Genomic DNA, 24881 nt, shown 5'->3' on the forward strand with positions numbered 1-24881 from the left:
AATCTTTAATCTAGTCAATAAAATTGACGGAAGTATGACCATTTTTAGGGAATTTTTTTCTAAAAAATAAGTCTATAAAAAGGTTTAACTCACAAAAGGAACAATTTATGGATTTTAATCAAATTTTAAATCAAGTCGTCAATATCGCTAAAAACTCAGCGAGCAATTTGCAAACGGGTAATCCAACCTTGGATAACATCACCAAAGTGGGGGGCGGTGCTGCAATCACCGGGATTTTATCGATGATTTTAGGGCGTTCAGGGGGCGCAAGTTTGGCGAAATTAGGATCACTGGCTGTGTTGGGAAATCTTGCCTATCAGGCATACCAAAATTATCAAAAATCCCAACAGGCACAACCGGTGATGTCTGCCAATGAGTTTGATGTGTTAAATTCGACTTCTCAGCAAGAAGCGAGTGCGTTAATTTTGCGCACGATGATTGCAGCCGCAGCGGCAGATGGTGAAATTACAGAAGAAGAAAAACAAACCATTGCCAATGAAATTGGCGATAATGGAGAATTAGCACAATGGATTGAACAAGAAATGGCAAATCCGATAAGCATTGCGGAAATTGCCCGTCAAGTAGGGAATGATACGGCATTGGCTGCAAATGTTTATCTTGCTGCCCGTTTAGTGAGCAAAGAATTATCCCGCAAAGAAATTGTTTTTCTGGCGAACTTAGCAGAAGCGCTAGGCTTAGATGAGGCGCTGGTGGAACAATTGGAAAAACAAGCCGGTTTTTAAATGTGAAAGGGGATGAAAAATCCCCTTATTTTTGACCGCACTTTTATAGGGCTTTTTCCATTATACCTTTAACCAAAAGGTGACGGGGCCGTCATTAGTGAGGCTGACTTGCATATCCGCAGCAAAACGTCCGTTTTCTACTGGAATTTTTTCAGCACATTTTTGCGAGAAATACTCGTAAAGTTCGTTCGCCAAGGCAGGATCAGCTCCTTTAGAAAAACTGGGGCGTAAGCCTTTTTGCGTATCTGCCGCTAAGGTAAATTGGGATACCACCAACAATGCTCCCCCCGCCTGCTGAACATTCAAATTCATTTTGTCGTTTTCATCGCTAAAAATGCGGTAATTTAACACTTTTTCGGCAAGTTTATCCGCTTTCGCTCGGTCATCATCTTTTTCCACGCCGAGCAATACTAATAATCCTTTGCCGATTTGCCCGATGGTTTCACCGTTTACCTCCACACGAGCCTGTGTCACACGTTGTATTAATGCAATCATGGTATTTCCTTCATTTATTTGATTTTTTCACCGCACTTTTGTTGTTTGGTTTCTTCTAATACGGCAGCAAGTTGTGCCCCAATTAATACCACTGTCCAGCTTAGTTGGATCCAGAGCAACATTATCGGCAGGGTTGCCATTGCCCCGTAAATTAATTGATAAGAGGGAAAGGTCACGATATACCAAGTAAAGGCTTGTTTTCCCAAAGTGAAAAATACCGCAGCAATGAGTGCACCGGCGGCAGAATGTTTGATACTAACTTTCTTATTGGGTACGACCATATAAAGCACGGTGAAAATAAACCAAGTAGAAAGAAAAGGCACAAAACTGAGCAGTTTTAACCCGAATGAGAGATGTTCTGAGGTTTCAAACACCGTTTTTACATAGGCACTGGCGGCAATGCTTGTACCGATAAGCAAAGGCCCTAAAGTTAAAATTAACCAATAAATCGCAAAGGAAGTAAAAATCGGGCGTGAACTGCTATCTTGCCAAATGCCGTTTAAGGTGCGATCAATGGAATTGATCAACATTAATGCTATGGCAATTAAACTCACAATACCCACCGCACTCATTTGCTTAGAATTATTCACAAACTCATCAATATATTGCCCTACCACATCACCGGCAGAAGGGGCGAAATTGGTGAAAATAAATTCTTTTAATGCCCCGGTAACCTCGTTAAATACAGGAAAGGCGGAAAAAATAGAAAAAATCACCATAATTAACGGCACAATGGCCAACATTGTGCTGTAAGTGAGCGAGCCTGCCGCCTGCGTTAATTTATTTTCATTAAAGCGCCGCCAAAATTGTTTAAGGAAAGTGAAATCTGTCATAACCACGCTCCACAACAATGTTTAAATTTTTTAGCAGAACCACAAACACAAGGCTGTTTCATTGTCGGTAAAGGTACGGTGGGATCAATAAAATACCAACGCCCACCAATATTGACAAAAATAGACCGCTCTTGGTGGGATTGTTCTTCCGTTTCGCCTTGAAAAAGGGCATTAAACTCCACCGCACAGTGGCTTTTGGTGAGGGTTTCTGTTTTCAGAATTTGTAAGCCAAGCCATTGTGTAGTATCTGCCCAATTTTGTAAGGCTTGAACATTTAAGAGGGATTGTTGATTGGGCACGGTAGTTTCCACAATATAGGGAATGTTTTTCAATACATAGGCACAGTAACGTGACCGCATCAGTTGTTCTGCGGTTTCCGGTAAGGCTTGTTGATGATGAAATACACCACAACAATCCACATAATTTTTGTCAGATTGACAGGGGCAAAGTGCGGTCGTTTTATCGGTCATTTTGGGGTGCCTTTATTTTACTTAATTGTGAGTTTAATGAACGTTTAAATGCTAGAGCTAATTGTTCAATGGCTAACGCTTGTTCTAATTCTTCCCTTGTCGGTTTGCCGGATAATAACTGATTTAAATGGCGAATGGTGAGATGCGGATAAGGCCTGTGTTGTAATATTAATTCATCACCTTGTGTGATTTCCCCTTCTTCGATGACCCGTACATACCAACCGCTCCAGCCTGAATGATAAATTGTTTTTTGAGTTTCGGGGTTGTGGGTGTTTTTTGATAAACGTTCGCAAGGTTTGCGTGGTTGGGATACTTCCAACAGGGTTGAGCCGATTTTAAAGCGATCTCCCACACAAACGGAATCTTCATCAAATCCGGATACGACAAAGTTTTCACCGTATATTGCGGTGCCTTGATAAGAAAAATCTTCACCTAATAAATCATTTAAGGCTGAAAATGACGTTTCAGACATAAAAAATAAGGCTTTATCCACACCGCCATGGTGCTTTTTTAATCCCACATCGTTACCGTATGCACCAAGTTTATGGATTTTGACTGAAGGCACCGGCTGTTTGCGGATGGCACTTTCGTAGGTAGAGCCGTCGGCAAAGGTTAGCGAAGCCACTTCCCCGATTTTGATCACCAAAATTTCGGCTTTTGACATTTCCTTTCCCCTTTTTATAAAAACGCACAAAATTATACCGTAAAATCACTTAAATTTTGACCGCACTTTGTTTTTTCCTTATTATCTTGTTCAATCAATACACAATAAAAAGGAACATTTATGCAATATGATCTCGCCCGAACAGAGCAGGGAAAAACACTGGGTATTACGGCAAAAATGGCAAACCGACACGGATTAATTGCTGGTGCGACAGGGACGGGAAAAACCGTCACTCTACGCAAAATTGCGGAGGCATTCAGTGATGATGGTGTGCCGGTTTTTTTAGTGGATGTCAAAGGTGATCTTTCAGGTTTGGTTAAAGCGGGGCAATTGAGCGGTAAAATTGCCGAACGTATTGAGCAATTCGGTTTAGGTGGAGAACATTATCTAAACGGTTATCCCGTTTCCTTTTGGGATGTGTTTGGCGAAACCGGGATTCCGCTACGCACTACCATTTCTGAAATGGGGCCGTTGTTGCTTTCCCGTCTGTTAAACCTCAATGCCACGCAAGAGGGGTTGCTCAACTTAGTGTTTAGAGTAGCCGATGATAAAGGTCTTTTGCTTATTGATTTAAAAGATCTTCGTGCAATGCTGAAATATGTGGCGGAAAATGCCAAAACTTTCCAAGTGGAATACGGCAATGTTTCTGCGGCGAGCGTGGGGGCTATTCAGCGTGCTTTGCTCACCCTTGAAAATGAGGGGGCAAGCAACTTATTCGGCGAACCGGCGCTCAATCTTGAAGATTGGCTACAAACTCGTGATGGGCGTGGGGTTATCAATGTTCTTAATTCCGAAAAACTGATTAATTCACCAAGAATGTATAGTGCGTTCTTACTCTGGTTGATGTCTGAATTATTTGAACAATTGCCGGAAGTGGGGGATCCCGATAAACCGAAATTTGTCATGTTTTTTGACGAGGCACATTTATTATTTGACGGTGCGCCGGCAGTATTGGTGGAAAAAGTGGAACAGGTGGTTCGCTTAATTCGCTCCAAAGGGGTGGGGATTTATTTTGTCACCCAAAACCCGCTAGATTTGCCGGATACGGTTTTAGGGCAATTAGGGAACCGTGTGCAACATGCCTTACGCGCCTTTACTCCACGAGATCAAAAAGCCGTAAAATCTGCTGCTGAAACCTTCCGTGCCAATCCTTCAGTGAATGTGGTGGAAACGATTTCAACCCTTGGTGTGGGGCAAGCATTGATTTCTTTCTTAGATGAAAAAGGAATGCCAACCCCTGTTGAAATAGCTTATATTTACCCACCGAAAAGCCAACTTTCACCCCTTTCTGCCGAAGAACGTTATGCATGGGTGAAAGATGATGAGCTTTATTCTTTCTATAAAGATTATGTGGATAATGAATCAGCCTTTGAAGTATTAAATGCACAAGCCGACCTTGCGGCGGTTCAACAAAAACAAGCGGAACAAGCACAACAGGAAGAAGAAAATGGCATTTTAGGCAGCCTCAGCCGTATGATTTTCGGCACTCAAAAACGAGGTGATAAACTCAGCCCAACGGAGCAAATGGTTAACAGTGTGGCGAAATCCGTAGGGCGTAATATTCGTAATCAGGTTACGAAACAAATTATGCGTGGTATTTTGGGTGCATTGAAAAAATAATAAACCAAAGTGCGGTCATTTTTACCGCCAAATTTAAATAAGGAGACAGTTATGTCAGACGTATTTCATTTAAACCTCACCAAAGCCCAATTAAAAGGGGCAACTATTGCGATTGTCCCGGGTGATCCGGCACGCAGCGAACGTATTGCCAAACACCTTGATAACCCTGAATTTCTCACCAGCACCCGAGAGTTTACCTCTTGGTTGGGTTATCTCAACGGTCAGCCGGTGGTGGTTTGTTCGACAGGGATTGGTGGGCCTTCTGTTTCCATTTGTGTGGAAGAATTAGCCCAACTTGGCGTGCGTACATTTATTCGTATTGGCACAACGGGTGCAATTCAACCGCATATTAATGTGGGCGATATTCTTGTTACCACCGGTGCGGTTCGCTTAGATGGCGCAAGCCGCCATTTTGCCCCATTGGAATATCCGGCAGTAGCTGATTTTGAATGTACCACCGCACTGGTTAATGCGGCGAAAGAAAAAGGGGCTGAACCGTTTGTGGGGATCACTGCTTCCTCCGATACTTTCTATCCGGGCCAAGAGCGTTATGACACTTACAGCGGAAAAGTCTACCGTGATTACCAAGGATTACTCAAACAATGGCAAGATCTCAATGTAATGAATTTCGAGATGGAATCCGCTACATTATTTACCATGTGTAATGCCTTAGGATTACGCGCCGGTATGGTTTCAGGGGTGATTGTCAACCGCACACAACAAGAAATCCCAAATGAAGCTACTATAAAAGCCAGTGAAGAAAAAGCCATTTCCGTGGTCGTGGAAGGGGTGAGAAAATTATTAGCTTAGTTGAATAAAAAAGGCGTTTTGGAATTTCAAAACGCCTTTATTTTTAACCGCACTTTTAACTATTGGCTCTCGCAAAAGCGGCGGCCTCATTGATTAATTCATCGCTTGGGCGTTGGTGGGTGTAGAGTTCAAATTGTTCCACTGCTTGTAAAACAATCACTTCTGCGCCGGAAATAATTTGTTTTCCTTGGCTTTCTGCATAGCGGATAAATGGGGTTTCTGCAGGGATCGCTACCACATCAAAGGCGACATTTGCCGCATCAATCATCGATTTCGGAAAGGCGAGATCGGCTTCTTCTTTTCCCCCTTTCATACCAATTGGGGTGACATTGACTAAAATCTCAGCCTGCTGATTTTCCAAGCTATTGATATAGTCATAGCCATAAAGTGCGGCCAAATATTGGCCTGTTTTTTCATTTCTAGCATACACTTTCAAATTAGGAAAACCGCTATTTTTAAAGGCAGCGACAACGGCTTTTGCCATTCCGCCACTCCCCTGCACGATGACCTGTGCATTTTTATCTAATTGATATTTCTCAATTAATTTTACAATGGCAATGTAATCAGTGTTATAAGCACGCAAAAAACCATTGTCATTGACAATGGTATTGACCGATTCAATGGCTTGGGCAGATGGGTGAATTTCATCTAAAAACGGCATACAGCTTTCTTTGAAGGGCATGGATACCGCACAACCCCGAATCCCTAAGGCACGCACGCCTTTCACGGCGTGTTCGATATCCTGTGTAGTAAAAGCCTTATAAATGAAGTTTAATCCCTGTTTTTCATACAAATAATTGTGAAATTTTGTACCAAAATTTCCCGGTCTGCCGGAAAGGGACATACAAAGTTGAGTGTCTTTATTGATCATTTTTACCTCAAATATTCAAATTCATTCCATCATCAATAAAATATTGGTTCATTTCAAAGGCCGGTTTGGCGGCTTTGTCTTGGCCGACAATTCGAGCAGGGACGCCGGCTGCGGTGGCATATTCCGGTATGGGTTGAAGCACCACAGAATTTGCGCCGATTTTGGCATATTTCCCCACTTCAATATTGCCAAGGATTTTTGCTCCGGCACCAATCATCACACCTTCTCGCACTTTCGGGTGGCGATCACCGGATTCTTTGCCTGTGCCGCCTAAGGTGACACCTTGTAAAATGGAGACATCGTTTTCAATTACCGAGGTTTCTCCCACTACGATACCGGTGGCGTGGTCGAACATAATGCCATGCCCAATTTGGGCGGCCGGGTGGATATCCACATCAAAGGCTACGGAAATTTGGTTTTGTAAATAGAGGGCAAGGGCTTTTCTATCTTGTCGCCACAAATAATGTGTAATTCGGTAGCTTTGAATGGCGTGAAAGCCTTTTAAATAAAGTAATGGGGTAGACCACAATTCCACTGCCGGATCCCGTTGGCGTACGGCTTTTATATCACGAGCAGCATAATCAATAATCGCCGGTTCGGCGAAATAAGCTTCTTCAATAATTTCACGCAAAGAAATGGCCGGCATAATGGGATTGGCTAATTTATTGGCAAGCAAATAACTTAACGCACTGCCCAGATTTTGGTGCTTTAATATCGTGGAATGAAAAAAGCTTGCAAGCATGGGTTCGTGCTCTGCCAATGTTTTCGCCTCTTGGCGAATATGTTGCCATACTTCTAATGTCATTTTTCCTCCTTATTCACCTTTCCGTTCACGCCCAAGTAAACTGCGAACCACATCTTGTGCATTTTTTCCGCAAAAGAGAATTTGATAAATTTGTTCTGTAATCGGCATTTCCACGCCTTGGCGTTGAGCGAGGAGATAAGCCTCTTTTGTGTTATAAAACCCCTCTACCACTTGACCGATATTTTCCATTGCGGCTTGTGCTGTTAAACCTTCACCCAACATCAGCCCAAAACGGCGGTTGCGTGATTGGTTGTCGGTACAGGTTAAGACAAGATCCCCTAAACCGGACATCCCCATAAAGGTGTTGGGATTTGCCCCTAAGGAAGCCCCTAATCGGCTCATTTCTGCAATGCCTCGGGTAATCAATGCGGTGCGTGCATTGGCACCAAATCCCATACCATCGGAAATACCCGCCCCAATTGCAATCACATTTTTAATTGCCCCGCCAAGTTGCACCCCAATCATATCTGTATTCACATACACCCGAAAATGCTTGCTGCAATGAATACGGGCCTGAAATTCAAGGGCAAATGGTTCATTGTGAGAGGCAAGCGTGATGGCGGTGGGTAAACCTTGCGCCAGTTCTTTGGCAAAGGTGGGGCCGGAAAGAACAGCAAGGGGATAATTTGTTCCCAGTTGTTCTTCCGCAACGGTTTGTAAAAGTCGTCCGGTGTTTCTTTCTAAGCCTTTGGTTGCCCAAATAAGACGATGATGAGGTTGTAAGTGCGGTCGAATTTTGCTGAGAATTTCGTTAAATGCATGGCTTGGCACGACGATTAAAATATCTTGCGAGTGGCGAAGTGCTTGCGCTAAATCTTCTTCTAGATGTAATTTTTCAGGAAAAATAATATCAGGCAAAAAGCGGCGGTTCTGCCGTTCTGATCGCATTTGCTTGATATGTTCAGAATGATGCCCCCAAAGATAGGTTGGGGAGCCGTTTCGTGAGAACGAAATTGCCAACGCGGTACCATAGGAACCGGCACCAAGAACAGTAATCGGTGATTGAGGTTGCATCATTTCCCCCAAAAATAAAGGGCAAATCCAAAGCTTGCCCTTGTATCAAGAATTAATGTTGAGTTTCTTTCGCTTCTTCAGCTTGGGCATTTTCTGCTTCTTGCTGACGGTTCATATATTCAATGAATAAAGCATCAAAGTTTACCGGCGAAAGATTTAATGCTGGGAATGTGCCACGGTTCACTAAGCTTGCCACTAATTCACGGGCATAAGGGAATAGCATATTCGGACATTGTGAGGTTAAACAATGTGCCATTTGCACATCTTCTAAACCGCTAATGGTGAACACACCCGCTTGTTTCACTTCACAGAGAAAAGCAAGATCGCCGGAATCTTCCATGGTGGTTTCCACGGTGATATTTAAGGTGACTTCATATAAATCATCACCTAATTGCACGGTTTCTGTGCTTAAATCGAAACCTAATTTTGGTTTCCATTCTTGTTGAAAAATATGAGGAAGATTCGGGGCTTCAAAAGAAACATCTTTCACATAAATACGTTGAATTTGTAATACGGCTTGCGACTCTTCTGCCGCTACTTCAGGTTGTTGATTTTGTTCAGACATAATGTTGTTCCTTATTTGTGTTTTTTAACGATAGGTAAATTTGCGCCCATCCAAGCGGAAATCCCTTCTTTTAAGATATAAACTTTGGTAAACCCTTGTTTCACCAGTAATGCGGCGGAAGCCGGTGCCGATATGCCGTTAAGATCTATTAAAACTAAAGGTTTTTCTTTGTGTTGTTCAATTTTACCGAGGTTGGCATTTTTGATATCGCTCGGTAGTAAATGGATACTATTGATAATATGACCGCGTTGATAGTCATCCAAAGTACGAAGATCGATGACGACAGCCTCTTCATTGTTGATTAAACGAATCACCTCAGGGTGTGCGATCACCTTAAATTTTTCTGTTGCAGATTTGAAAAAGGTGTAAATCACAGCAGCGAAAATGGCAAACCAAGAAACGGTTAATAGGGTATGTTTTTGTGCAAATTGAATTGCATCTGGCAGAAATTCTTGCATTGTTATCTCAAATTAATATTTAGTTAAATTTAGGCTGAAAGAGGGCTTAAGTATAACCGTAGTTTGGTTTTCTTTCAAAAAAATTCTTGTTTTACAAAGGGAAGTGGGAAAAAACAGAAGATTGACAGCAAGTGTCAATCTTTTTGTGAATTAATATGCACTTAGAATTTGATGAATGTGTGTGATGGCTTTGTCCAATGCTTCCTTTGAGATAATAAGCGGTGGCAATAAGCGTAAGGTATTTCCTCGTGCAGAGAGGGCGAGAATCCCTTGTTTGTGGAGTTTGTCCAATACATCCGCCACAGGAATACAGTCTGTTAATTGTATGCCAATCATCAAACCTTTGCCGGAAATGCGTTTTACCACAGAAAGTGCGGTCAATTTTTTTGCTAATTTTTTTAACATCCATTCTCCTTTGGCTTGCACTTCTTCGAGCAATAGCGGTGTTATATGATTGAGAACTTGGTTTGCCGCCACCATCGCAATGGGGTTGCCGCCAAAGGTGGAGCCGTGTGAACCCGGTTGAAATGCTTGGCCCAGTTGTTTCTTACCAATGACTGCACCACAAGGTAAACCATTTGCCAACCCTTTTGCGAGGGTTATGATGTCCGGTTGAATGCCATAATGTTGATGGGCGAATAATTTTCCTGTTCTCCCCATACCGGTTTGCACTTCATCTACAATCAGTAACACGCCTTGGGTTTGGCATTGTTTTTCTAAAGCGATTAACCATTCGCTATCGGCAACCGTTACCCCGCCTTCACCTTGGATGATTTCCACGAAGACGGCGGCATAATCCGAAGTGATGGAAGATAATGCGGAAATCTCATTGTAATGAATAAAATCAACGTCGTTTAATAATGCACCTAACCCGCTTTTAATGGCCTCATTACCTGTGATAGAGAGCGCTCCCAGGGTTCGCCCGTGAAAAGACTGATGAAATGCCATGAGTTTCTGTTTCCCCGTATATTTTCGGGCTAATTTGATTGCGGCTTCATTGGCTTCTGTCCCGGAATTACAAAAAAAGACTAATTGGTCTTTGCCTTGTACCAGTTTTGCTGCCACCTGCTCTTGGAGTGAACTGTGATATAAATTGGAGGCGTGCCATAGGCGGTGTAATTGTTGGGCGACTGCCTGATTAAGAGTTTCTAGGTTGTAGCCAAGATTGCACACACCAATCCCACTGGTTAAATCTAAATAGCGTTTTCCGTGATTATCTGTGAGATGTACTCCCTCTCCATGAATAATTTCAAAGGGGAAACGCTTGTAAGTGTTAAATAATAAACTCATTTAATCTTCCTTAAAAATACTGCCTTCATTAAAGGTATTTGAACAAATTGTTACATGGGATACGCCCTTTTCGAGGGCATAAAAAGCGGCGTTAATTTTAGGCTTCATCCCACAACCAATCACATTTTTGGCTTGTAATTGCCGGGCGGTTGTTGGGGTTATGGTTGAAATTAACTGTCCTTCTTTTAATACCCCGGGAACATCGGTGACTAAATAAAGGGCTTCAGCCTGCAACAATGCGGCAATTTCAGCCGCAGCATGATCGCCATTAATATTTAATCTTTCACCTTGTTGATTTTGTGCCAAGGGGGCAACGACACCCACATAGTTTTGTAATAAGGTTTCAAAAAGTGCGGTGTGAATATGGGTTATTTTTCCAACCGAACCCAATGCGATAGGATCAATTTCCTCCCCTTGAATAGAGGCATTCGTCATCGTATTTAACCCCATTGCCGGGATCTGATGGGAAGCAAGCTGCTGTAAAATTTGTGGTTGAATTAAGCCTAATAACACCATTTGGGTGATTTCTAATGTAGCCGCATCGGTGAGGCGGATACCGTCTTTTTTCATCACAGGTAATTGCAATTTTTCACAATATTCTGAGATTTTATTGCCACCACCGTGGACTAAAAGAATGGCTTTCCCTGCTGCCCGCCACTGTTTGAGCTGTTGATAAAATGTCGGAGTTAGTTCCGCTCCGGCATTGCCCCCTATTTTGATGACGATAAGATTTTTCATTTTTTCCTCCATCACTAGGTGGCATAAGAAGCGTTGATATTGACGTATTCATAAGTTAAATCGCAGCCCCAAGCCTGCCCATGTGCTTTTCCAATATGTAAAAAAACATCAATCACAATGACCGCACTTTTTAGGATTTCGCTCATCGCATCCGTTGAGAAATGAGCTGCTTGTCCTTTTTCGACAATAGGTGTTTGATTGATATTCACATCAATCAGTGTGGGGTCAATATGGATTTGGCTTGCACCCAGTGAGCTGAGAATTCTCCCCCAATTAGGGTCGGCACCAAAAACAGCACTTTTCACAAGGCTTGAACCCACAATGGCTTTTGCTGCCAATCGGGCCTCTTGAACATTTTTTGCCCCATGAACATTTACTTCGATCAATTTGCTTGCCCCTTCACCGTCTTGTGCGATCATTTTCGCTAATTCGGTGAGCATAAATTGATAAGCCTGTTTAATCACTGGGTAATCGGTGCTTTGTTCGTTAATTGGTTGATGACTGGCCAGACCGTTTGCCATTAATAACACCATATCATTGGTGGAGGTATCGCCATCAACGGTGATTTGATTGAAGGTTTGTTCCGTTAACTCACTCAAAAGCGATTGCAAGGTTTTTGCTTCAATAGCACAGTCTGTCACCACAAAGGCTAACATAGTCGCCATATTGGGATGGATCATTCCGGAGCCTTTTGCAAAACCGGTGATGGTGCAGGGTTTCCCCTCAATCTCAATGTGCAAGCAACATGTTTTGGTTTGGGTATCGGTGGTTAAAATGGCTTGCGTGATCAAATCATTTTGGTTTTTTTCCAATTTGGCGATGCCTTGTTGCATTTTATCCATGGGTAATGGGGTGCCAATTAACCCGGTGGAAGCCACACCCACAAGTTCGGGAGAAATACCCAATTTTTCAGCCACCCATTGTTGTTCCAAATACACATCTTTAACCCCTTGTTCACCCGTACAAGCATTGGCAAACCCACTATTTATCACAACAGCCTGTAATTGCTGTGTTTTTTTCACTAATTGTTTGGTGAGCAAGGTGGGGGCTGCACAAATTTTATTGGTGGTATAAACCCCCGCTGCATTGGCTGCTACATCAGACAGCACCCAGCCTAAATCCAATTTTCGATAACGTAATCCGGCGTGCACGGCATCGCTGTGATAGCCTTTTGGCCAGCAAAAGGGTTGTTCTTTCCATTTTGTTGTTTTGTTCATGCTTTCCTCCATTAAGGGTACAGGGGAAACCGGGGTAAACCCGTTGTTTCCTCAAATCCAAAATATAAATTAAAGTTTTGTACCGCTTGTCCTGCCGCACCTTTCATTAAGTTGTCGATCACAGAAACGATGGTGACAATTTGTGTGGTAGGGTTCCATATCACACCGATATCGCAGAAATTGGAGCCGACCACTTCTTTAATGGTTGGCAGGTGTGCGCCACGAAAACGCACAAAGGGCTTTTTTGCATAACATTGTGTAAAAATGTTTTCGATGATTGACTGTGTAACCGGTTGACTGAGTTTTGCATAAGTATTCACCATAATGCCTCGGGTAATGGGCAATAAAGTAGTCGAAAATTGAATGTGTTGTAGGTGGCTGTCCCAATCTTTTAATTGTTGGGTGATTTCGGGAATATGTTGATGTTGATTTAAACGATAAACCCATAAATTTTCGTTGATAAAGGGAAAATGTGTTGTTGCTGTTGGCGCTTTTCCGGCACCGGATACACCGGATTTTGCATCGGTGATAATGGATCCCGGTTCAATCATTCCGGCTCTTGCCAAGGGCGCTAAACCTAATAAGGTGGCCGTGGCATAACAGCCGGGGTTAGCAATATAAGGCGTATAGCTTGAGGTAAATTCGGGCAATGCGTAAGTGATTTTATGAGGTGGTGGTAATTGCCGACCTTTTTGCTGATACCAATTTTCATAGTGCTTTTCGTTTCTCAAACGGAAATCACCGGATAAATCAATAACTGGAAAGTGCGAATCAATAAAAGGGCCTATTAGTTTTCCGCTTACCCCGGCAGGGGTTGCACAAAATAAACAATCCACTTCTTGTTGGATATTGTTGGCATTAAAGGGTTTTACCCTGAGCGGATTTTTACCAAAGGCAGGAAGATCACTTAATATCAGCTTTTCTTGCTCTCTACCATAAAGTTCAACAGAGGATATTTGGGGATGCTGCATCAATAATGTATAAAGCACGCTGCCGCTATAACCCGTTATGCCAATTATTCCTACTTTCATACTTTTGCCCACATTGAATTATTATTTATTTACAATGAATAAATATTCAAAATTAAGAGTGATGTCAACCTAAGGGGAACAAAACAGGCTCTGGTCGAACCAATTGCATAGAAAAACAGGTGAAAAACCCACCGCACTTTTGGGGTCCTTTAAAATAACTCGTTTAAAGAGAAAGGGGCGCGGCTTATTTGAGGGGAAAATAATTTTATGATCAGGATCATAAATCTCGCTTTTTATGATTTCCTTTTAGAGAATTTAGTTGGAGGAAAAAGGGGTTATATTTATACTATGGGAAGTATCTTAATCAGAGGATTAAATGCGTTTTTGATATTGTCGATGTCTGTATGTTGAAAAAAGCACAATTGATAGTGAATAAAAATTCAATGATAGCGGGATGATTAGTCTACTGATAAGAGTTTTAGGATTTTAGTTTTTAGTGATTAATGGAGGAAAAATCGTATGATTTGGGCTCAACTTTTGGTTGTGTTGCTCTTTATTTACCTTGGAGCAAGATTAGGTGGGATTGGTATCGGTTTTATGGGCGGTATGGGGGTGGTTGCGCTCTCTTTACTTGGTTTAAAACCGGGAGCCATTCCTTTTGATGTGATTTCTGTGATTATGTCTGTGATTATGGCAATTGCTGCGATGCAAGTTGCCGGTGGAATGGATTTTTTAGTCAAAGTGGCAGAAAGAATTCTTCGTAAAAATCCAAAACACATCACTTTCCTTGCACCAACGGTCACTTATTTTATGACAGTGCTTGCAGGAACAGGACATACAGCATTTTCAACCTTACCGGTTATTGCTGAAGTGGCGAAAGAACAAGGCATTCGTCCATCTCGTCCTCTCTCTATTGCGGTGATCGCCTCACAAATTGCGATTACGGCCTCACCCATTTCTGCGGCGGTTGTGTTTCTTTCCACCTCTTTAGAGCAAAAATTTGGTTTAAGTTATTTACAATTATTGGGCATTTGGATTCCAACCACCTATGCTGCTTGTATGATTACTGCGCTTATCTGTAACTTCTTAGGTAAAGACTTAAAAGATGATCCTATTTATCAAGAACGCTTAGCAAAAGGCTTAATTACCATGCGTGGTGAATTACAAATTGAAATTAAACCTTACGCAAAACGATCCGTAGGGATTTTTCTTTTCGCCATTCTTGTGGTGATGCTTTATGCCACTGCAATCAGTAAAACGGTTGGGTTGATTGAAAATCCAATTCTTTCCCGTGATAACGCAATCATTTCTTTTATGTTAGCCACAGCCGCCATTATTACAATGGCATGTAAAGTGGATACCGCACATATCACCAATGCCGCCACCTTTAAATCAGGTATGTCTGCGGTGATTTGTGTATTGGGTGTCGCTTGGTTGGGGAATACTTTTGTTGAAGGCCACATCGATCAAATTAAAGAAGTCTCTGCTGAGTTCTTACAACAATATCCTTGGAGTTTGGCGGTTATCCTCTTCTTTGCAAGTACATTGCTCTACTCACAAGCGGCAACAGCGAAAGCCTTATACCCGACGGCATTATTGTTAGGGGTTTCTCCGGAAGCGGCGATTGCAGCATTTGCGGCAGTTTCAGCCTTGTTCATCCTCCCAACCTATCCGACATTAATTGCGGCAGTGGAAATGGATGACACCGGATCAACCCGCATTGGTAAATATGTCTTTAACCACCCATTCTTAATTCCGGGTGTGATTGCTATCGTATTATCAGTGACATTCGGTTTTTTAGTGGCAGGTTGGGTTTTATAACCTCTTTTATTTAATACATAAAACCATCTCTTTGGAGATGGTTTTTTTGCTGAACTAAAGCCTAAAATCTCACTCTAACAGACAACTTGTTTTATGAAGGAGAACGCATGAAATTTTTAAAAATCCTTTTTGTTGCCCTAATCAGTTATATCCCGACAGCATGGTCTGCGGTGGATTACAATATCAAATACAGCTCTAATTATTTAATGCCTGCCTATGTGCATTTTAAAGCGGACGGGACTCAATATTCGGTGAATGCTAAAATTAACATTCCCCTTTATAACATTGTTTTTTTATCTCGAGGCTCACAAACACCTAGCCAGTTTAAAATGGTGAATTATCAGGATGTGCGAAATGGCAAACCTTATGCGCTGTCAAAAATCTCTCCTACAAGCATTGAATACGGTAAAGTGAAAAGTGGGTTAAAAACGGAAGCACTTAACTTACCGACTTTTGATTTATTCACCATGGCATTTCAGTTGAGTTACTACGATAAATTACCCACCAGCTTTCAAATTACCAATGGTAAAAAACTCTATCCGATGGAAAATGTGAAGGTAAATAAACGTGAGAAACAAATTGAATACAATAAACAAAAGGTCACAGAAATCACCTATACCTTCAAAACGGGTAACAAAGATATTATGGTGAAAAAATTCACAGGCGAACAATTCCCTCGCTATATCAAATATTCCCGAGATGGGGATGACTATGAATTGGAATTTAGTGAATTTGTAAAATAAAAACAAAGCAAAAAATAACCGCACTTTACGTTTCTAAAGTGCGGTTATTTTTTTATGTGATTTTTAGCGTAAGAAATAACGATAAGATTTACTTTCGGTGACATCCTCATAAACATAGTTGAGTTTTTCAAGTGCTTGCTCAAATTCGGCTTGTGTGGTTTCACCCAATTGAAAAGCGGCGAGAATATTACCATAGTCTGCACCATGGGCCCGGTAATGGAACAGGGAAATATTCCAGCGATTTTGTAAGGTTTCTAAGAATTTTAGTAACGCGCCTTTTTGTTCCGGAAACTCAAAAGTATATAAACGTTCACTCGGGTTGGCAGCGCGGCCTCCCATTAGATAACGCACATGGGTTTTAGCAATGTCATCATCGGACATATCTTCCACATCGAAACCGTTTTGGGTGAGATCTCTGATGATGTCTGATTTTTCCGCTTCATCTAAGGTGCGTACCCCCACAAAAATGCAGGCACGTTTGTCATCGGCATAGCGATAGCTAAATTCTGTGACGGCACGGTTGCCTAGCACTTGAACGAATTTTAAGAAACTTCCCGGTTGTTCCGGCATGGTAACCGCAAGCAAGGCTTCACGATTTTCACCAATTTCGCAACGTTCGGAAACATAGCGGAGTGTGTGGAAATTCAGGTTTGCGCCGGATAAAATCGCCGCCATATTTTTATTTTCGATATGATGTTTTTTTACATATTTTTTCAAACCCGCTAAGCCTAATGCACCGGAGGGTTCGGAGACGGCACGCACATTTTCAAATAAATCTTTCATGGCGGCGCACACTTCGTCACTTTCGACAAGTACCATATCATCAAGATATTGGTGGCATAATCGGAAAGTTTCATCGCCAATTCGTTTCACCGCCACGCCATCTGCAAATAACCCGACATGGGCGAGATCGGTGGGTTCACCCTTTTCAAGCGCAGCATTTAAACAGGCGGAATCTTTGGATTCTACGCCGATCACTTTGATATCCGGCATAAATTGTTTTAGCAAAATTGCTACACCGGCCGCTAAGCCACCACCGCCGACTTGTACGAAGACATAATCTAAATCCGCCACTTGCTGTAACATTTCCATCGCCAATGTGCCTTGTCCGGCAATCACGAGGGGATGGTCAAAAGGCGGAATGAAAGTCATATTTTTTTCTTTGGAAAGAGCAATTGCTTTGGCTTTCGCTTCATCAAAATTGGCACCGTGCAGTAACACTTCGCCACCAAAACCACGCACTGCATCCACTTTAATGCTTGGTGTATTTTGTGGCATCACAATTAAGGCTTTCAAACCAAGCTCTTTGGCGGATAGGGCAACACCTTGAGCATGGTTTCCCGCTGATGCGGCGATGACACCTGCGGCTTTTTGTTCGGGGGAAAGACTGGAGATCATGGCATAAGCACCACGCAGTTTAAAGCTGTTCACCGGTTGGCGATCTTCCCGTTTAATCCAAATATTATTGTGTAGGCGTTCGGATAATTTTCCCATTTTTTGTAGCGGTGTAACGGTTGCCGCTTCGTAAACGCGTGAGCCTAGTTTAACAATCGCATTAATGTAATCACTTTGGCTTGGTTGTGGGTTAGTGAGTAGGTTTTTCATAATCTTATTTTGCTGACTTCGTATTTCCCCCTCTCTTATAAAAGAGGGGGATAGGGGGAGATGTTGTTGGTTATTTTAAAAGGGTTTTATCCCGCACCGCACCTTTATCGGCAGAGGTAGCGAAATGCCCGAACACTTTTAAGGCAAAAGAGACTTCACGTTGGCGATTTGCTGGTATCCAGCCTTTTTTATCTTGTTCTGCACGACGGGTGGCGAGTTCTTCATCGCTAATTTGAAGATTAATTGCACGATTTGGAATATCAATGTTGATGATATCGCCATCACGCACTAAACCGATTGCACCGCCTGATGCTGCTTCCGGTGAAGCATGGCCGATTGAAAGCCCTGATGTGCCACCGGAAAAACGTCCGTCAGTTAATAAGGCACATTTTTTGCCTAATCCCATGGATTTTAAATAGCTGGTCGGATACAACATTTCTTGCATACCCGGGCCGCCTTTCGGGCCTTCGTAGCGGATCACTACCACATTGCCTTCTTTTACTTTTCCGCCCAAAATCCCGGCAACGGCATCTTCTTGGCTCTCAAATACGATAGCCGAACCACTGAATTTCCAAATGGATTCATCCACGCCGGCAGTTTTTACAATACAACCGTCTTCTGCAAGATTACCAAATAGTACCGCCAAGCCTCCCTCTTGTGAGATAGCATGCGCTTTATCACGAATACAGCCGTTTTCACGATCATTATCCACTGTATCCCAACGACAATCTTGTGAGAAGGCTTCCGTAGTACGAATACCCGCAGGCCCCGCACGGAAGAATTTGTGTAACTCTTCGTCTTGGTTACGAATAATATCGTATTGATCAAGCTGCTCGCCCATCGTCATTCCCAATACGGTGTGGGTATTTTTATGGATTAATCCCGCACGGTCGAGTTCGCCCAGTAAACCCATGATGCCCCCGGCTCGGTGAACATCTTCCATGTGGTATTTATTAGTGTTCGGTGCGATTTTACTTAAGCAAGGCACGACACGGGATAGGCGATCAATATCTGCCATTTTGAAATCGACGCCGGCTTCTTGTGCAGCGGCTAATAAGTGTAACACCGTATTGCTTGAACCGCCCATGGCAATATCTAAACTCATGGCGTTTTCGAAGGCTTCAAAAGTACCGATTGAACGTGGCAATACGCTTTCATCGTCTTGTTCATAGTAACGTTTGCATAATTCCACGATTTGGCGACCGGCTTTTAAGAAGAGTTCTTTGCGGTCGGCGTGAGTGGCAAGCATCGAACCATTGCCCGGTAAACTTAACCCAAGTGCTTCTGTTAAGCAGTTCATTGAGTTTGCTGTGAACATACCGGAACAAGATCCGCAAGTTGGGCAGGCGCTACGCTCAATGATATCAATGCGTTCATCAGACACTTTTGGATCGGCTGCTTCGATCATGGCATCCACTAAGTCTAAACGAATGAGTTGATCGGAAAGCTTGGTTTTACCCGCTTCCATCGGGCCGCCTGAAACAAAAATCGCAGGAATATTTAAACGCATTGCCGCCATTAACATCCCCGGGGTAATTTTATCGCAGTTGGAGATACAGACCATGGCATCGGCACAATGGGCATTCACCATATATTCCACAGAGTCAGCAATGAGATCACGAGAAGGCAGGGAATACAACATACCGCCATGACCCATGGCGATACCGTCATCCACTGCAATGGTGTTAAATTCTTTTGCCACACCGCCTGCTTTTTCAATTTCTTTTGCAACAAGTTGACCTAAATCTTTTAAATGCACATGCCCCGGTACAAATTGCGTGAAGGAATTGACCACTGCAATAATAGGTTTTCCGAAGTCATTTTCTTTCATTCCTGTGGCACGCCATAAGGCTCGTGCCCCTGCCATATTACGACCCTGTGTACTGGTCGCTGAACGTAGTTTTGGCATAATTTCTCCAAGTTTTAAAGTTATATTAGACCTTTTAAAAAATCGAATTTGAAATCAGATGTTATTATAGGGTTGAAACAATTGGACTCAACAATCATATTTCTATCTATTTTCATCATATCTATTAATAACTCTCTTTTATAAGATGGCATTCGAGGATCGAAACTTATTTCTTCTATAAAATAAGGGGAGGAAATATCAATAAACTCCACTGTTTTAAGCTCATTATTTTTGTTGTGTTTTATAGGAATACTCTTTGCTTCGGCAGATTTACTCCACTCTTCAAAAGAAGAAAATTGATCTGCATAACTTATACCAACATCTAACTCTCCTCTTATTTCTTTTTCATGTTGGAAAGATATATCTTTGATAAAGAAATTTAATAGCTCTATATCTTCATCAAGTGTCTTTCTAAAATTAATTTGATCTTTAAAGTTTGTAATTATCTTCACATATTCTTGCTTATATATTTTATCTATCTTGTGAATGTATTCTCTTAAATCTAGATATTTAGCTTTTTTAATGTGTCCACATAGAACAACTAATTTTTCATCTTTTCTCTCCCATTGAGTATCAATAGAAAATTTTTCACCAAACTTTGTCAGTTCACTACTCAATTTCTTAATGCTGGTTCTAACTTTTATAAACTCTTGATTTACTGAATATAATGACCACATGGCTACGGAATCCTTTGTTTCAGACCAGCAAGTCATATATTTATTTTGTCTAAGGTTTTGTAAAAGATTTAGTGCCTCATTATTTTTTTCAAAATGTCCTAAAAAGAATAAGTAACTAAAAAAATGCTCGATTCCATCATTTTTATCTTTTTGGATTGAAAATAGAGAAAGTTTAAGTTTTTTATTTACGTATAAATCATAAAACTCATAAATAGACATAATTCTATATATAGGAAAGTCTTCATCATCGTCTTTAATAATCATTTTTGAGCCTCATCACATCCGGCAACTTCACCAATTGATTCACCAATAAATTCAAAGTGCGGTCAGATTTCACGGTAATTTTTAACTGCACTTTGCTTTCAATTAATACCATTTGCACGGCAGTGACAGTGAAACCACGGTGGCGGACGACACGCAGAATTCGTTCCAATACTTCCGGTCGGTGGTGGGCGGTTAATTCAACTTGATATTCATTCATCTTACATTTCCTCCACCATATCTGCATTACAAGCCCCCGGCGGCACTAACGGCCAAACACAATCATCAGGCGGAATACAGACTTGTAATAAATAGGCGGTGTCGCTTTCGAGTAATCTTGTGAGAGCCGCATCTACTTCATCCGCTTGTTCAATGCGTTCAGCGGGGATATCAAACGCATTGGTGAGCATCACAAAATCAGGGTTGTCTTCTAAAATTGTTTCCGAGCGGCGTTTGTTCCAAAACAAATCCTGCCATTGGCGAACCATACCTAAACGTTGATTATCCAATAGTAGAATTTTTACCGGTAAATTGTCCCGTTTAATACTACCCAGTTCTTGAATGTTCATCATAAAAGAGCCATCCCCGGTGACTAAAATGACTTCATCTTGCGGACGGGCTTTTTTTGCACCAATGGCTGCAGGTAAACCAAATCCCATGGTGCCGAAGCCGGCGGAGGTAATATAATTTTCAGGTGCAAAGTGCTGCATATGTTGTGCCGACCACATTTGGTGTTGTCCTACATCGGTACAAACAACAGCGTTTTGTGGTTTACGTTTGGATAGGGTGTGCAGTAATGCCCAAGGATCAATCGGGCGACGGCCGGCATTATCCACATATGTGAAATCTAATTTTGCTTTGAGTTCTCGAACGTGCTTACGCCAAGGTTCGATATCGAGCGGTTGTTTTAACGCATTTAAGGCTTGAATTAAATCCCCTTGTAAGGCGACATCCGCATGGCGGAGTTTATGGATTTCCGCACCATCAATATCGCAATGAATGACTTTAGCATGAGGGGCAAAGGTATCAAGTTTTCCTGTTACACGATCATCAAAACGTGCGCCACACACAAGTAATAAATCACATTCTTGCACCGCAAAATTGGCGGCTTTCGTGCCGTGCATGCCGATCATTCCCATATACAGATCGAGGTTTGGGTGAATTGTGCCCAATCCTTTCAAGGTGGAAACCGATGGCATATTGGTTTGGGCTAAAAATTCACGCAATGCCGGTACGGCTTTTGCCATGCCAACACCGCCCCCTACATATAGAACAGGTTTTTTAGCAGAAGATAGAAGCGATGTTGCTTGCGCCAAATTCTCATTGGAAAGTGCGGTCGGTTTTGTCGGTGTTTTGGCATAAGCTTTGATATGGGCCGGCACTTCACCTACTTGAATATCTCGTGGTATATCAATCAATACCGGGCCGGGGCGGCCACGCTGTGCAATGTCAAATGCTTGTGCGAAAACATCGGCCAATTCATCAATGCTTTGCACAATAAAACTGTGTTTTGTACAGCCAAGAGAAAGACCAAGGACATCCGCCTCTTGGAAGGCATCTGTACCAATGAGTGGTGAGGCCACTTGACCGGTAATGGCGATCACGGGAATAGAGTCCATCATTGCATCGCCAAGGCCGGTAATTAAATTGGTTGCACCAGGACCTGAGGTGGCAATACATACGCCCACTTTACCCGTAGAGCGTGCATAGCCAATAGCTGCCATTGCAGCACCTTGCTCATTGCGGCAAAGAAGGTGGTCTAGGCCTGCATCATAAAGTGCATCATAGGTGGGCATGATTGCCCCACCGGGATAACCGAAAAGTGTGGTGACATGGTGCGCTTTCAAGCACGCCATGATGAGTTGTGCACCTGTCATGGTGTTTACATCCTATATTTATTGTTGTTTTTTTGACAAGGTTTTCATTGTAGCGAAATTTTGTCGCATTGGTAGAGTAGAGAGGAGAAAAAAATAAAAAAAGCACGACAAATTGCGCTGTCGTACTTGATATGATTAAAACAGCGTGGTTTTTGACCGCACTTATTTTCTCAATTTGACTAATTCAACGGCATGATCCGCACCTTTGGTTAAAATCAAATTGGCTCGTTCTCGGGTTGGTAGGATGTTCTCCCGTAAATTTAAGCCGTTAATCTTTTCCCAGATATGGGTTGCCGTATTAATCGCATCTTGCTCCGAAAGTTCGGCATAGTGTTTAAAGTAGGAATGAGGATCTTTAAAAGCACTTTGGCGAAATTTTAAGAAACGTTTGATATACCATTCTTTTAATAATGCTTCTTTCGCATCGACATAGATAGAAAAATCCACAAAGTCAGATACGAAAGTTTGAGAGGTTTTATTTCCCCCTGTTTGTAGAACATTTAATCCTTCTAAAATTAAGATATCCGGTTGATTGACGATGTCGAATTGATTGGGAATGATATCGTAAGTTAAATGGGAATAAATGGGGGATTGGACATTTTCATGTCCGGATTTCACTTCGGCAAGAAAGCGAATTAATTTTGCCGTGTCATAGGAAACCGGAAAGCCTTTTTTTTGCAATAAATTATCTTGTTTGAGTTTTTCAAGAGGATAGAGAAAACCGTCTGTGGTGATGAGATCGACTTTTCTTTCTTTCGGCCAGTGAGAAAGCAGGGATTGTAGAATTCTTGCAGAGGTGCTTTTTCCAACTGCCACACTACCTGCGATACCGATAATATAAGGGACTTTAGGATTCTGCCCGCCAAGAAAACGGTTTAATACTGTTTGGCGGCGAAGATTTTCGTCAATGTAGTAATTAATTAAACGGGTAAGGGGTAAATAAATGGTACTGACTTCTTCAAGAGAAAGGTCTTCATTAAATCCCAGTAAGGGTTTGAGGTCTTGTTCGGTTAATTTTAAAGGAACCGATTTTCGTAAATTAGCCCATTGTGCTCGATTGAAGTGTAGAAACGGCGTCAGTTGATTAGAAATTTCCACGATTTGATGCAATATAAAAGTATAAAAATACTCAAAAATATACCTTATAACGTATCATTATGCATTGTTTTTCTTAAGATTGATGAAAATAAAGACAAAAAACGGGGCTTTTGCTTGCAAAGTAGACGAATAAGTAAAAAAATAAATTTTTTTAGAAAAAAGACTTGTCAGGCAAACTTTTTTCCATATAATACGCCTCACTTGCTTACGATACGCCGACTTAGCTCAGTAGGTAGAGCAACTGACTTGTAATCAGTAGGTCATCAGTTCGATTCCGATAGTCGGCACCATCCTTTCGTGAATAAGTATTCATTTAGTGTGGAGGGGTTCCCGAGCGGCCAAAGGGGGCAGACTGTAAATCTGTTGGCTCAGCCTTCGAAGGTTCGAATCCTTCTCCCTCCACCATCTTTTAGATGAATCTGATGGGACAGACGAATTTAGGACTTGCGGGCATCGTATAATGGCTATTACCTTAGCCTTCCAAGCTAATGATGCGGGTTCGATTCCCGCTGCCCGCTCCAAACGCTGATATAGCTCAGTTGGTAGAGCGCACCCTTGGTAAGGGTGAGGTCGGCGGTTCAAATCCGCCTATCAGCACCAGCCTTAAATTTCTCTTCCTTTTATTTAAATTAGTAAACAATTTTATTGGTTAATGTGGTTTATTTACCCATCGATAACCGTGTCTATTTAGAGGGACTCTTTAAATGTCTAAAGAAAAATTTGAACGTACAAAACCGCACGTAAACGTGGGTACAATCGGCCACGTTGACCACGGTAAAACAACTTTAACAGCAGCAATCACCACCGTATTAGCAAAACACTACGGTGGTTCAGCGCGTGCATTTGACCAAATCGATAATGCACCTGAAGAAAAAGCACGTGGTATCACCATCAACACTTCACACGTTGAATATGATACCCCAACTCGTCACTATGCACACGTTGACTGTCCGGGACACGCCGACTATGTTAAAAACATGATTACCGGTGCGGCACAAATGGATGGCGCTATCTTAGTTGTAGCGGCAACTGACGGTCCTATGCCACAAACTCGTGAGCACATCTTATTAGGTCGCCAAGTAGGTGTTCCTTACATCATCGTATTCTTAAACAAATGCGATATGGTAGATGACGAAGAGTTATTAGAATTAGTTGAAATGGAAGTTCGTGAGCTTCTTTCTCAATATGACTTCCCGGGTGATGATACGCCAATCGTGCGTGGTTCTGCATTAAAAGCTTTAGAAGGCGATGCAGCATGGGAGGAAAAAATCCTTGAGTTAGCTAACCACTTAGATACTTACATTCCGGAGCCTGAGCGTGCAATTG

General features: G+C 42.1%; 25 protein-coding genes and 4 tRNA genes. 10 read left to right on the forward strand and 19 right to left on the reverse strand.

Features of this window, described 5'->3' with window-relative positions:
- The first annotated feature begins 107 nt into the window (after nucleotides 1-107).
- Nucleotides 108-743, forward strand: coding sequence for a tellurite resistance TerB family protein (locus BKK48_RS05355; protein ID WP_077427126.1), 636 nt, complete (start codon nucleotides 108-110; stop codon nucleotides 741-743).
- A gap of 60 nt (nucleotides 744-803) precedes the next feature.
- Here BKK48_RS05355 and dtd read toward each other — a convergent pair whose 3' ends face one another.
- From dtd to BKK48_RS05375, 4 genes are read right to left on the reverse strand one after another with little or no spacing between them, the layout of a single operon-like run.
- Nucleotides 804-1238 carry a D-aminoacyl-tRNA deacylase gene (gene dtd / locus BKK48_RS05360; RefSeq protein WP_077427127.1) on the reverse strand — a complete coding sequence of 145 codons (435 nt, stop codon included), beginning with the start codon at nucleotides 1236-1238 and terminating at the stop codon, nucleotides 804-806.
- A gap of 14 nt (nucleotides 1239-1252) precedes the next feature.
- Nucleotides 1253-2071, reverse strand: a complete 819-nt coding sequence (locus tag BKK48_RS05365; RefSeq protein ID WP_077427128.1) for a virulence factor BrkB family protein — start codon at nucleotides 2069-2071, stop codon at nucleotides 1253-1255.
- Complete coding sequence (locus BKK48_RS05370) at nucleotides 2068-2541, reverse strand: YchJ family protein (protein WP_077427129.1); 474 nt, start codon at nucleotides 2539-2541, stop codon at nucleotides 2068-2070. Before BKK48_RS05370 ends, BKK48_RS05365 begins: the two co-directional genes overlap by 4 nt.
- Nucleotides 2531-3205, reverse strand: coding sequence for an MOSC domain-containing protein (locus BKK48_RS05375; protein ID WP_077427130.1), 675 nt, complete (start codon nucleotides 3203-3205; stop codon nucleotides 2531-2533). Before BKK48_RS05375 ends, BKK48_RS05370 begins: the two co-directional genes overlap by 11 nt.
- 120 nt (nucleotides 3206-3325) lie before the next feature.
- Here BKK48_RS05375 and BKK48_RS05380 point away from each other — a divergent pair, with 120 nt between their 5' ends.
- Both BKK48_RS05380 and udp read left to right on the forward strand, forming a co-directional pair.
- Nucleotides 3326-4825, forward strand: a complete 1500-nt coding sequence (locus BKK48_RS05380; protein WP_077427131.1) for a helicase HerA-like C-terminal domain-containing protein — start codon at nucleotides 3326-3328, stop codon at nucleotides 4823-4825.
- A 51-nt stretch (nucleotides 4826-4876) separates the two neighbouring features.
- Nucleotides 4877-5635 (forward strand): uridine phosphorylase, encoded by a 759-nt coding sequence (gene udp, locus BKK48_RS05385; RefSeq protein WP_077414721.1) that lies wholly within the window; start codon nucleotides 4877-4879, stop codon nucleotides 5633-5635.
- 55 nt (nucleotides 5636-5690) lie between these two features.
- Here udp and BKK48_RS05390 read toward each other — a convergent pair whose 3' ends face one another.
- The 9 genes from BKK48_RS05390 to argC all read right to left on the reverse strand — a co-directional run bounded on the left by BKK48_RS05390 (nucleotide 5691) and on the right by argC (nucleotide 13624).
- Nucleotides 5691-6506, reverse strand: coding sequence for a shikimate 5-dehydrogenase (locus BKK48_RS05390; RefSeq protein WP_077427132.1), 816 nt, complete (start codon nucleotides 6504-6506; stop codon nucleotides 5691-5693).
- Nucleotides 6507-6513: 7 nt separating this feature from the next.
- On the reverse strand, nucleotides 6514-7311 hold the full coding sequence (cysE, locus tag BKK48_RS05395) for a serine O-acetyltransferase (RefSeq protein ID WP_077427133.1): 798 nt from the start codon (nucleotides 7309-7311) through the stop codon (nucleotides 6514-6516).
- Nucleotides 7312-7320: 9 nt separating this feature from the next.
- Nucleotides 7321-8328 carry an NAD(P)H-dependent glycerol-3-phosphate dehydrogenase gene (gene gpsA / locus BKK48_RS05400; RefSeq protein WP_077427134.1) on the reverse strand — a complete coding sequence of 336 codons (1008 nt, stop codon included), beginning with the start codon at nucleotides 8326-8328 and terminating at the stop codon, nucleotides 7321-7323.
- Between the two features lie 49 nt (nucleotides 8329-8377).
- Entirely contained in the window at nucleotides 8378-8890 is a 513-nt protein-coding gene (gene secB, locus BKK48_RS05405) for a protein-export chaperone SecB (RefSeq protein WP_077427135.1), read from the reverse strand.
- A gap of 11 nt (nucleotides 8891-8901) precedes the next feature.
- Nucleotides 8902-9348 carry a rhodanese-like domain-containing protein gene (locus tag BKK48_RS05410; RefSeq protein ID WP_077427136.1) on the reverse strand — a complete coding sequence of 149 codons (447 nt, stop codon included), beginning with the start codon at nucleotides 9346-9348 and terminating at the stop codon, nucleotides 8902-8904.
- A gap of 150 nt (nucleotides 9349-9498) precedes the next feature.
- Nucleotides 9499-10638 (reverse strand): acetylornithine transaminase, encoded by a 1140-nt coding sequence (locus BKK48_RS05415; RefSeq protein WP_077427137.1) that lies wholly within the window; start codon nucleotides 10636-10638, stop codon nucleotides 9499-9501.
- On the reverse strand, nucleotides 10639-11376 hold the full coding sequence (gene argB, locus BKK48_RS05420) for an acetylglutamate kinase (protein ID WP_077427138.1): 738 nt from the start codon (nucleotides 11374-11376) through the stop codon (nucleotides 10639-10641).
- Between the two features lie 14 nt (nucleotides 11377-11390).
- Nucleotides 11391-12593: a bifunctional glutamate N-acetyltransferase/amino-acid acetyltransferase ArgJ gene (gene argJ, locus BKK48_RS05425; protein ID WP_077427139.1), complete on the reverse strand. Its 1203-nt coding sequence runs from the start codon at nucleotides 12591-12593 to the stop codon at nucleotides 11391-11393.
- Nucleotides 12594-12604: 11 nt separating this feature from the next.
- Complete coding sequence (gene argC, locus BKK48_RS05430) at nucleotides 12605-13624, reverse strand: N-acetyl-gamma-glutamyl-phosphate reductase (RefSeq protein WP_077427140.1); 1020 nt, start codon at nucleotides 13622-13624, stop codon at nucleotides 12605-12607.
- Nucleotides 13625-14083: 459 nt separating this feature from the next.
- Here argC and BKK48_RS05435 point away from each other — a divergent pair, with 459 nt between their 5' ends.
- Nucleotides 14084-15385 carry an anaerobic C4-dicarboxylate transporter gene (locus tag BKK48_RS05435; protein WP_077427141.1) on the forward strand — a complete coding sequence of 434 codons (1302 nt, stop codon included), beginning with the start codon at nucleotides 14084-14086 and terminating at the stop codon, nucleotides 15383-15385.
- A 107-nt stretch (nucleotides 15386-15492) separates the two neighbouring features.
- Complete coding sequence (locus tag BKK48_RS05440; protein ID WP_077427142.1) at nucleotides 15493-16128, forward strand: hypothetical protein; 636 nt, start codon at nucleotides 15493-15495, stop codon at nucleotides 16126-16128.
- Between the two features lie 63 nt (nucleotides 16129-16191).
- On the opposite strand, the gene ilvA is transcribed toward BKK48_RS05440, so the two are convergent.
- The 6 genes from ilvA to coaA all read right to left on the reverse strand — a co-directional run bounded on the left by ilvA (nucleotide 16192) and on the right by coaA (nucleotide 23555).
- Nucleotides 16192-17733, reverse strand: coding sequence for a threonine ammonia-lyase, biosynthetic (gene ilvA / locus BKK48_RS05445; RefSeq protein ID WP_077427143.1), 1542 nt, complete (start codon nucleotides 17731-17733; stop codon nucleotides 16192-16194).
- A 70-nt stretch (nucleotides 17734-17803) separates the two neighbouring features.
- Nucleotides 17804-19642 carry a dihydroxy-acid dehydratase gene (gene ilvD, locus BKK48_RS05450; RefSeq protein WP_077427144.1) on the reverse strand — a complete coding sequence of 613 codons (1839 nt, stop codon included), beginning with the start codon at nucleotides 19640-19642 and terminating at the stop codon, nucleotides 17804-17806.
- A gap of 20 nt (nucleotides 19643-19662) precedes the next feature.
- A complete protein-coding gene (locus tag BKK48_RS10020) occupies nucleotides 19663-20583 on the reverse strand; it encodes a hypothetical protein (RefSeq protein ID WP_208604178.1) in 921 nt (306 codons plus the stop codon).
- Entirely contained in the window at nucleotides 20573-20800 is a 228-nt protein-coding gene (ilvM, locus tag BKK48_RS05460; RefSeq protein ID WP_077427145.1) for an acetolactate synthase 2 small subunit, read from the reverse strand. Before ilvM ends, BKK48_RS10020 begins: the two co-directional genes overlap by 11 nt.
- 1 nt (nucleotide 20801) lies before the next feature.
- A complete protein-coding gene (gene ilvG, locus BKK48_RS05465) occupies nucleotides 20802-22457 on the reverse strand; it encodes an acetolactate synthase 2 catalytic subunit (RefSeq protein WP_077427146.1) in 1656 nt (551 codons plus the stop codon).
- Between the two features lie 162 nt (nucleotides 22458-22619).
- Entirely contained in the window at nucleotides 22620-23555 is a 936-nt protein-coding gene (gene coaA, locus BKK48_RS05470) for a type I pantothenate kinase (protein WP_077427151.1), read from the reverse strand.
- Between the two features lie 214 nt (nucleotides 23556-23769).
- On the opposite strand from coaA, the gene BKK48_RS05475 reads away from it, so the two are divergent.
- The 5 genes from BKK48_RS05475 to BKK48_RS05495 form a co-directional block, all read left to right on the forward strand.
- Nucleotides 23770-23845: transfer RNA gene (locus tag BKK48_RS05475), tRNA-Thr, on the forward strand.
- Nucleotides 23846-23875: 30 nt separating this feature from the next.
- Nucleotides 23876-23960, forward strand: a tRNA-Tyr gene (locus BKK48_RS05480).
- A gap of 41 nt (nucleotides 23961-24001) precedes the next feature.
- Nucleotides 24002-24076: transfer RNA gene (locus tag BKK48_RS05485), tRNA-Gly, on the forward strand.
- Nucleotides 24077-24079: 3 nt separating this feature from the next.
- Nucleotides 24080-24155, forward strand: a tRNA-Thr gene (locus BKK48_RS05490).
- A gap of 104 nt (nucleotides 24156-24259) precedes the next feature.
- A partial coding sequence (locus BKK48_RS05495; protein ID WP_143538773.1) for a GTP-binding protein occupies nucleotides 24260-24881 on the forward strand: 622 nt, incomplete at its 3' end.

Source organism: Rodentibacter heidelbergensis (genome assembly GCF_002000125.1).
In the GTDB taxonomy this organism is placed as follows: domain Bacteria; phylum Pseudomonadota; class Gammaproteobacteria; order Enterobacterales; family Pasteurellaceae; genus Rodentibacter; species Rodentibacter heidelbergensis.